This is a genomic window from Cytophagia bacterium CHB2 (genome assembly GCA_030263535.1).
GTDB lineage: Bacteria > Zhuqueibacterota > Zhuqueibacteria > Zhuqueibacterales > Zhuqueibacteraceae > Coneutiohabitans.
Map to the genome: position 1 here is coordinate 1 of SZPB01000292.1, position 8,355 is coordinate 8,355.

Below are 8,355 nucleotides of genomic sequence, written 5' to 3' on the forward strand. Positions count from 1 at the left end.
GCACACGTTCCGTGCAGAGGCCCGTGCGCCCAAATTTTGATGTCCGCGATCGGCACGCCGCCGGGAAGTTGCGCCGTCACTTCCACCTTCGCTGTCTGGCGATCCCATCCGGTTCCGACAAATTTATAATAGAACTCCGCAACATCGGCATGGGCCACGGCGACTCCCCTGAGATAAAAGCGCAAATCAAAAGTTCGCGTTTCATCGCGCGCCTCATAATTCCAGTGCATAAGCAGAGTACCCTGTTTCCGCTCGATGAAAAAAGTCCCCGGCCGTTCTTCATCTTTGGAATTGATTTCGGAATATTTGCTTCCGCCTTCGCTGACTTCAAAGTTCGAGATCTCCGGAATACCCTGCAATGACAGCTCGTAGGTCGCGAAGGAGAACTTCCCTTTAAACGTGTAGGTACGCGACTCGTTGATCCACACGCCGCCGGTCGAATCAACATCCGCATGAATACGCACCGCATCGATCGTATAACGCTTGGCGGCGAACGCAGCAGCATTTGCCAACAGAGTCACGACGGTGAGGAGAAAGAGAATTCGTTTCATCATGCTGTGCCAACTCCTTTTTCCAATTCAGAAACAATGATTCTTCAGTTCAATAAACGGGCTTGAACGCGACAGGCCTGCTCATCTGGAGCGTGTAAATGAGCTGGATGTTGACGTATTCCAGCTCTTCGAGCCAGCGTGCGTTCGCAGAAAGCTCGGCCTCAGCCATTCTCCCCAGCCGCCGGTAGAAATCTGTACGTACTGAGTACGTTTGTTAGCTTTGGGCATTATACGTTTGCGCAAATTCCGAAGGCGCGTGCCCGAACTGCTTTTTAAACGCGCGGGCGAAATAAGAGAGATTGTTGAAACCAACCTCATAAGCAATTTCCGAAACTGTGCCGGCTTGTTGCTGCAGCAGCCGGGCGGCGCGTTTGAGGCGGAGAGTGAGAATAAAATCCGTCGGCGATTGATCGGTGAGCGCTTGAATCTTGCGGCGCAGTTGGCTGCGGCTCAGGCCGATTTCCTTGCCGAATATCTCGACGCTAAACTCTTCGTTGCTCATGTTCGCTTCCACAATGTCCATCGCCCGCTGCAGGAATTGCGCATCCCTCGGCGTAACCGTGATGTCCTTCGGCTCTACTTTGATCGACGTGGCAAAGCGTTCGCGCAGTTTCCGGCGCTGTTCGATGAGATTCTTCACCCGCACTTGCAGCTCGCGTGCATCGAACGGCTTGATCAAATAATCGTCCGCGCCCAATTCCAAGCCTTCAACTTTGCTTTCGCCCGAAGATTTGGCGGTGAGGAGAATGATGGGGATGTGACTGGTGCGCTCGTCGTTTTTGAGTTTTTCACACAATTGATAACCGTCCATCTTCGGCATCATCACGTCGCTAATGATCAAATCGGGAAGCAATTCCGTAGCAGTGTTAAATCCATCGACGCCATCTTCCGCCTCCAAAACGCGATGCGTTTCTTTCACATGATTACGGATGTAAGCGCGCATATCGGCATTGTCTTCGACGAGGAGGAGGGTTGGTTGCTCGATGCTGGATGCTGGTTGCTCGTCACTGGTTTCTGGTTGCTCGTTACTGGTTGCTTGCTGCGGGATTGTTGGATCGATGGATTGTTGGATTAATGGGACATGACTTTCTTGCTCGCCTGCCCCTTGCCAATTGCGCCTTGCCTGGTCACTGCCAGCCGGAACCAACGGCAGGCGAACGGTGAAGGCCGTGCCTTTTCCAACCTCGCTCGTCACGGCAATCTCGCCGTGATGCAGCTCTATCAACTCTTTGGTTAAAGCCGATCCAATCCCGCTGCCCGAATGATCTTTTGCATAACCCTCGCCGGTGGTATAGAAGCGATCAAATATGCGCGGCAAGCGATCGGCGGAAATGCCGCTGCCGTTGTCCGTCACCGTGATAATGGCGAAGTCCTCCTCACTTTCGCGCAAAGGATTTTCTTTGCGAATTCTTTGCGTCTCTGGGTCTTTGCGTGAATGCTTTTTCTCCAAATTTATCGCAACAATAATCTTTCCGCCTTCCGGTGTAAACTTGAACGCGTTCGAGAGCAAGTTGACCAACACCTGCTCCAGTTTGTCCGCATCAAAGCAAACCCTCGGCAGGTTTTCCGGAGCTTGAAATTTCAGATCAATTCCCCTTTGCTTTGCCAGTGATTCAAATGAGAAAACAACACCCTTCAGAAAGGCGAGGAGATCACCCGGACGCGCTTCGAGCTTGAGCTTGCCGGCGTCGAGGCGGGAGAGATCGAGCAATTGGTTGATGAGACGCAGCAACCGCTGGCCGTTGCGCTGCATCATGCCGAGTTCTTGCTTGGCCTCATCGTCGGCAAGGCGTTGCCGTAAATTTTCAATCGGCCCGAGAATCAATGTCAGCGGCGTGCGGAATTCGTGCGAAATATTTGCAAAAAAACGCGACTTCAGGCTGTCCAGCTCTTTCAGTTTGTCTGATTCAACGCGCTCCAATTCCAGTCCGTGTTTCCATTGCTGGCGGTTTAGTTCATAACGCCTTAAACCATAAAAGAATCCAAAGATAATTGCAAAATAAAATGTGTACGCCCACCACGTTCGCCACCACGGCGGACTGACGATCACTCTGACCGCAGCGCCCACTTCATTCCACACGCCGTCGTAATTCGTACCTTTGGCGCGAAACACGTACTCGCCGGGATCGAGATTGGTATAAACCGCGGTGCGCTCCTGGCTCGGGGCGTGCCAATCTTCGTCGTAATTCTCCAATTTGAAAGAATACAGATTGCGTTCCGGCATGCTGAAATCCAGCGCGGCAAACGTGATCGTAATATCGTTTTGATCGTAAGCCAGCATGATTTCCTCGGCCACGGCAATATCTTTGCGCACGGGCGAGTCCTTGCCGACGGCAACAGGCCGGTTATTGATCCGCAAATCCGTGAACACTATCGGCGGCACGTAATCACTGTCTTTGATGCTGTCCGGGTAAAATGCGTTGAAGCCGTACTGTCCGCCGAAAAACACCTCGCCGCTATGACTTTTATGATGCGTCCAATAACGAAATTCATTGTCCTGCAGGCCGTCCTCTTTAAAATAATGGTGAAACGTGCCACGATCGGGATTGTACTTGCTCAATCCCCGCGCCGAGCTGATCCAGAGATTGCCGTGGCTGTCTTCCTCAATCCCGTATGTAGAATCATACAGCAAGCCGTCGGCTTCCGTAATGATTTTAGTCACGGTTTCGGTTTTCCGGTCAAACAGCGCCAATCCCCCAATACCCAGACCACCAATCCACAGCCGACCCGCGCGGTCAATGAGCGGTCGGGTGACCGCGATATCGTCAAATGAATTCTTTTTGAAGCCTTTCAGCTTGCCAATCGCAGGGTCGAACTTCACTAAGCCGTCTCCGTTTGTCCCCAACCAGAGCAAGCCCTGATCGTCTTCCCTGATACCAAATATTCCGGCGCCGGAATACCAGCCGCTATTCGCTGCAAATTCACGATAGCGGGTGAAGATCTCTGTCGCCGGATCAAAGCGATGCAACGTGCCGGTATAGTTGCCTACCCACAACACGCCGGAGCGATCTTCAAGAATGCTGGTGACACCATTTGCGGCGAGGCTGTGGGGATTTTGCGGATCATGTTGATACCGCTTGAAGACTTTCTTGCCAGGATCAAACTTGTGAAGTCCATCATTGGAGCCTATCCAAATCGCGCCATGACGGTCTGCAATAATGCAATTAACATGGCCGGCGCTCAAGCTGTCACGGTGAGCCGGGTCGTTTCTAAAATAGGCGTACTCCCCGTTTTGGCGATCGAGCCGGTAAAGCCCCTCCATTTCGCTGCCCAGCCAGATATTGCCGTTGCGATCTTCGCAGATGGCCCGAATATATTTTCCATAAAAACTGATGGGCGCATCGGGCTGCATAGTGTAATGCGGGAACTTCAGCGCCATGAGATTTAGCTTGAATACGCCATCGGTCGCACTGCCGGCCCAAATGAGACCGGAACGATCAACCAGCACGGACACCAAATTCTTGCTCAGATCTATAGAATGCCGGGTAACCTGAGAGGTTTTGGGGTTAAAGCGATTAAGCTGGCTAGAAGAGGTACCCTGGATACCAGCAACGATCCAGAACTCACCGTTGACATCTTCATCGATGCACGATATTCTATTATTGTCGCTGAGACTATGCGGATCATTGGGATCGTGCTGATAGCGCGTAAATGTTAGCGCGGTTCGGTCAACTCCACCGGCAGGTCTCACGGAAGAACCCGCGGTCGGTTGCACAAGTTTATTCAACCCGGCTTCCAAAGTGCTGATCCACAAAGCACCTTGGCGATCTTGAAATATCGTCGAGATATTATTGCTACTAATGCTATGAGGATCGGGAGTGGGGATGAAATGATGCGTCACACGTTCCGTTTCAAAATTGACCCGCAACAAACCACTTCCATTGGTACCCACCCAAAGGATACTATCGTTTTCACAAACAATACTGGTAACCTCAGGCCGGGCTGTCCCGTTAAAAAAATTACTCATGCTCTCAACCGGAACCAGCGTTTCCCACAGCGGGTCAAATTGGTAAAGTCCGCGCGCCTCAACACTCACCCAGAGTCTATTTCGCTTCGCGGGATCTCCGGTAATATAGACCACTTTGTAGTGCTCGAGATTTTCAGCTCCAGCTTGCAGGGGATAGTGTTGAAAGCGGTCGGAATCCCGCAGGTAGCGATGCAGTCCGCCATCGCCGCCAATCCAGAGATTCTTATCCGCATCTTCATACAACATCCCCAGCGAACTGTAGACCACCCCCTGCGAACCATAGAGGAAACTTCTGCTTCGAATACTTCCGGGGTCATCGGGGTTCGGCAGGTAGACTTTGAAGGAGTAGCCGTCATATTTGTGCAGGCCGTTCTGGGTGCCCAGCCAGAGAAAGCCCAGGTGATCCTGCAGCATGCATTCGACGCTGTTTTCCGCCAGGCCGTTCGAAGCATTCAGCCGCTGGATCGCCATCTCGTTGCGCTGCGCTTGGCGTTCCGGAAGCGGTGGCAACGGCTTCACAACAAATTCCGGTGTGGTGCTTGATTGGGCGAGCAACGCCGGCGGCAACAGCTACGCCGGCAAGAGAATCGAAATCTTCCGGATTTTTGACGGCATTTCCTTTCCCAAAGAAAATAGCAAGCCTTACTCGTGTTGTTGATCAGGCTGACTGAACCAATGCGCGCAAAAAATAATCTAATCCACGCAAGGTGGATTGCAAGGATTTTTTAAATGGCGGGAGGTTGATGGGGAGAATACAAGTGAATCTCAAGGAGACAGGAAGGAAAAAATAGCGCGTTTGGGCTGGTACCCAAACGCGCTTGGAAATGCCAGTCACATGCTAGATGGTAGCGGCTTATTTGATCAACGTCATCTTCTTTGTATCAACATATCCCCCGGCATTCATGCGCAGAAAATAAGTGCCGCTGGGCGCGGAGATGTTGCGGTGGTCTTTTCCATCCCATACCTGGAAATATGAACCCGGCCCGTAACTGCGCTCTACCAGCGTGCGCACCTCGCGGCCCAACGCGTCGAGCACTTTGAGATTGACGTACGTTGCCCTTGCCACTTCAAAGCGAATCGTCGTGGAAGGATTGAAAGGGTTGGGATAATTTTGCAGCAGCTCGAAAGAGGCCGGCGCATGATGAGGGGCTTCGTTGACCGCGGTCACGGTTTGCAAGCGAATGCGAGAACCTCGCCCTGTTCCTTGCGAAGCATTCGGCGAGACCATTCCTGCCGGCGAAATGAATTCCGCTTCCCAGGTTTGGGTGAGACTATCCTGCCCAATGAGAGTTATGCGAGACCGCACCCTCACCCGGCCGATGAAATTTCCGGTCGAATCAAGCACAAAGAGCATCATGGTATCTGCGTAGTCATTGCCCTGCCGCGCCCACGCTCCGTGCGCCGGTGAAGGAGGCCGTTCATTCGCTACCTCCGTCATGGTCCCACCGGCGTGGTAGGTTCGTAGAGACTCAAAGGAAATACCAAGAGTCGTATTTGTTGCCTTGACTAACCAGGTCCCGGTCAAATCATCTTGCGCCGCAACGTTTGCGGCCATCATGGTAATCGCAACGAGAAAGAACAGGGCCGTTGGTTTTCTTTTGCTGTTCATGGCTGATTTTCCCTTTCGGTTGATAAAGTGACTGAGCGTGAATTTGAACTGAAACACGTTCATTAGCCTTCGTTCTTTATTTACTTTTGTTTGTTGAAATTATTGGCTTGTAAAGCAATCAAGATCCCAATCACGACCCGGTCGGTACTCATGAGCTTGGCTTGACGAATTAAATCATCGGTATCATCTGTTCGGGCGTACTGGTCAATGAGCTTATGGATTGCCTCAAGGTCGGCCTGGTCTTGAGCGCCGGCAGGACTGCCGGCGAATAAGAGCAGCAGTGAAATTGTACAGAAAAAGATGGTACATTTCATAATTTCCGCCTTGTGTGATCGATTCATGCAATTTTGCTCCCTACCCAATATAGAAAAATAAACCTGGCCTTGTCTAACACTGCGGGCGCAAGGTTTGACACTGAGGGCGTATTTTGCAGGAAAATGAGGACTCTTGGGGAAGAAGCGGCAGCCTGGGGACAAATCTCCAGGCTAAAAACGCAAGCCGCATAAATGCGACTTCAGCTTTGAGACTGCTTCCGTCGCTGGGGGGATCAAATGCAGGCGGAGGTGGTAAAATTTATCATACAAATTTCAGGTCATAGTTAGTTCGGGCTGTTTCTGCGAATCCGGCGGGGCGGTTTCTTGAATGCCATTCGGTGCTCGCCACTTGCGATATGCTCGTTAGACCCTGGTTTTGGAGATCCGTTTGCTCAATTCACGCAGCCACAACACCGAGCTTGCCGCCGCGGCGCAGCGCAGCCAATCGCTGAAGCTCAAGCTCACGGTTGAAAACGTTTGTTGCAGAAACGGGGTGTAAATCACTGCCACTTGCAATGCAATCGACAGGAGCACCGCTCCCCACAGCAGCTTGTTCGAGAACAGTCCGGCGAACGCGCTGCGCTCATCCGAACGCGCGTTGAAGACGTTGAAGATTTGAAAGAGCATCAGCGTCGTGAAAGCCATCGTCTGGCCGTAACGCATATTGCCTGAGCCTTCGATCAATCCGCCAGGCAGGCTGGCATCGAGCACAAGCAATGTTCCTGCCGCCATGATCGCGCCGACGAAGAAGATGCCGAACCACATGTGGCGCGTGATCACGCCTTCATCCCGCGAGCGCGGCGGCACACTCATCAACCCAGCATCCGCCGGCTCCACACCGAGCGCAAGCGCGGGCGCGCCGTCGGTCACGAGATTGATCCACAGGATTTGCGTCGCGAGCAGCGGCAGCACGATGGCGCTCGCGCCTTCCGCCTTCAACCCGATCACGCTCGCCAGCAGCACGCCGAAAAACATCGTCATCACTTCGCCGATGTTTGAGGAAAGCAAATAGCGCAAAAATTTTCTGATGTTCGAGAAGATCGCGCGCCCTTCTTCGACCGCCGCGACAATGGTGGCGAAGTTGTCGTCTGCCAGCACCATGTCTGCGGCTTGTTTAGAAACGTCGGTTCCAGTAATGCCCATGGCCACACCGATATCCGCAGTCTTCAACGCGGGCGCATCATTGACGCCATCGCCGGTCATCGCCACTGTCGCGCCCTCACGCCGCAACGCCTGCACGATGCGCAGCTTGTGCTCGGGGTTCACCCGCGCGTAAACCGACACTTCTTTCACGGTGCGATCGAGCGTTTCCTCCGGCATCTTCTCCAGCTCCGCACCGGTGACCGCTCGTCCGTTTTGAACAATACCGAGTTCTTCGGCAATGACTGCGGCGGTTTTGGGATGATCACCGGTAATCATAATTGGGCGAATGCCGGCCGCTTTGGCGCGCGCTACCGCATCCTTTGCTTCCGCGCGCGGCGGATCAATCATGCCGATCAATCCCAAAAAAACGAGCTCTTGCTCGAAGCGCTCATCAGCTTCCTTGCTTTGTAGCGCGTCCTTTGGCAGCGAGCGAAACGCGACTCCAAGTGTGCGCAGCGCTTCGCCGGCCAGTTCCTCGTTCGTCCGCAAAATTTCCGCGCGGCGTTCCGCCGTCAAAGGTTTCATCTCTTCGCCCACCAACTCTTTCGAACAGCGCGCGAGCAGCACGTCCGGCGCGCCTTTGGTGAAGACGAGCAGACGTTCCTGTTGCTCGGCGTCGGTGTGAATCGTGCTCATTAGCTTGCGCTCGGAGGAGAACGGCACTTCCCCGACGCGATCAAATCGCGCGTCGAGCGCCTCCGCCTCCAGCCCGGCTTTGCGCGCCGCAACGATCAACGCGCCTTCGGTCGGATCACCCAGCACCGTCCAACT

The 8,355-nt window shown here is 53.3% G+C and carries 5 protein-coding genes; all 5 read right to left on the reverse strand.

The genetic code is table 11. The features are described from left to right. Positions 1 to 554: DUF2207 domain-containing protein (locus tag FBQ85_22305; protein MDL1877873.1), on the reverse strand; the 554-nt coding region annotated here is incomplete at its 3' end. A gap of 211 nt (positions 555 to 765) precedes the next feature. Then, complete coding sequence (locus FBQ85_22310) at positions 766 to 5,037, reverse strand: response regulator (GenBank protein ID MDL1877874.1); 4,272 nt, start codon at positions 5,035 to 5,037, stop codon at positions 766 to 768. A gap of 334 nt (positions 5,038 to 5,371) precedes the next feature. After that, complete coding sequence (locus FBQ85_22315) at positions 5,372 to 6,190, reverse strand: T9SS type A sorting domain-containing protein (GenBank protein ID MDL1877875.1); 819 nt, start codon at positions 6,188 to 6,190, stop codon at positions 5,372 to 5,374. A gap of 17 nt (positions 6,191 to 6,207) precedes the next feature. After that, positions 6,208 to 6,441, reverse strand: coding sequence for a hypothetical protein (locus FBQ85_22320; GenBank protein ID MDL1877876.1), 234 nt, complete (start codon positions 6,439 to 6,441; stop codon positions 6,208 to 6,210). A gap of 363 nt (positions 6,442 to 6,804) precedes the next feature. Then, positions 6,805 to 8,355, reverse strand: a 1,551-nt coding sequence (locus FBQ85_22325) for a cation-translocating P-type ATPase (protein ID MDL1877877.1), incomplete at its 5' end; no start/stop codon positions are given.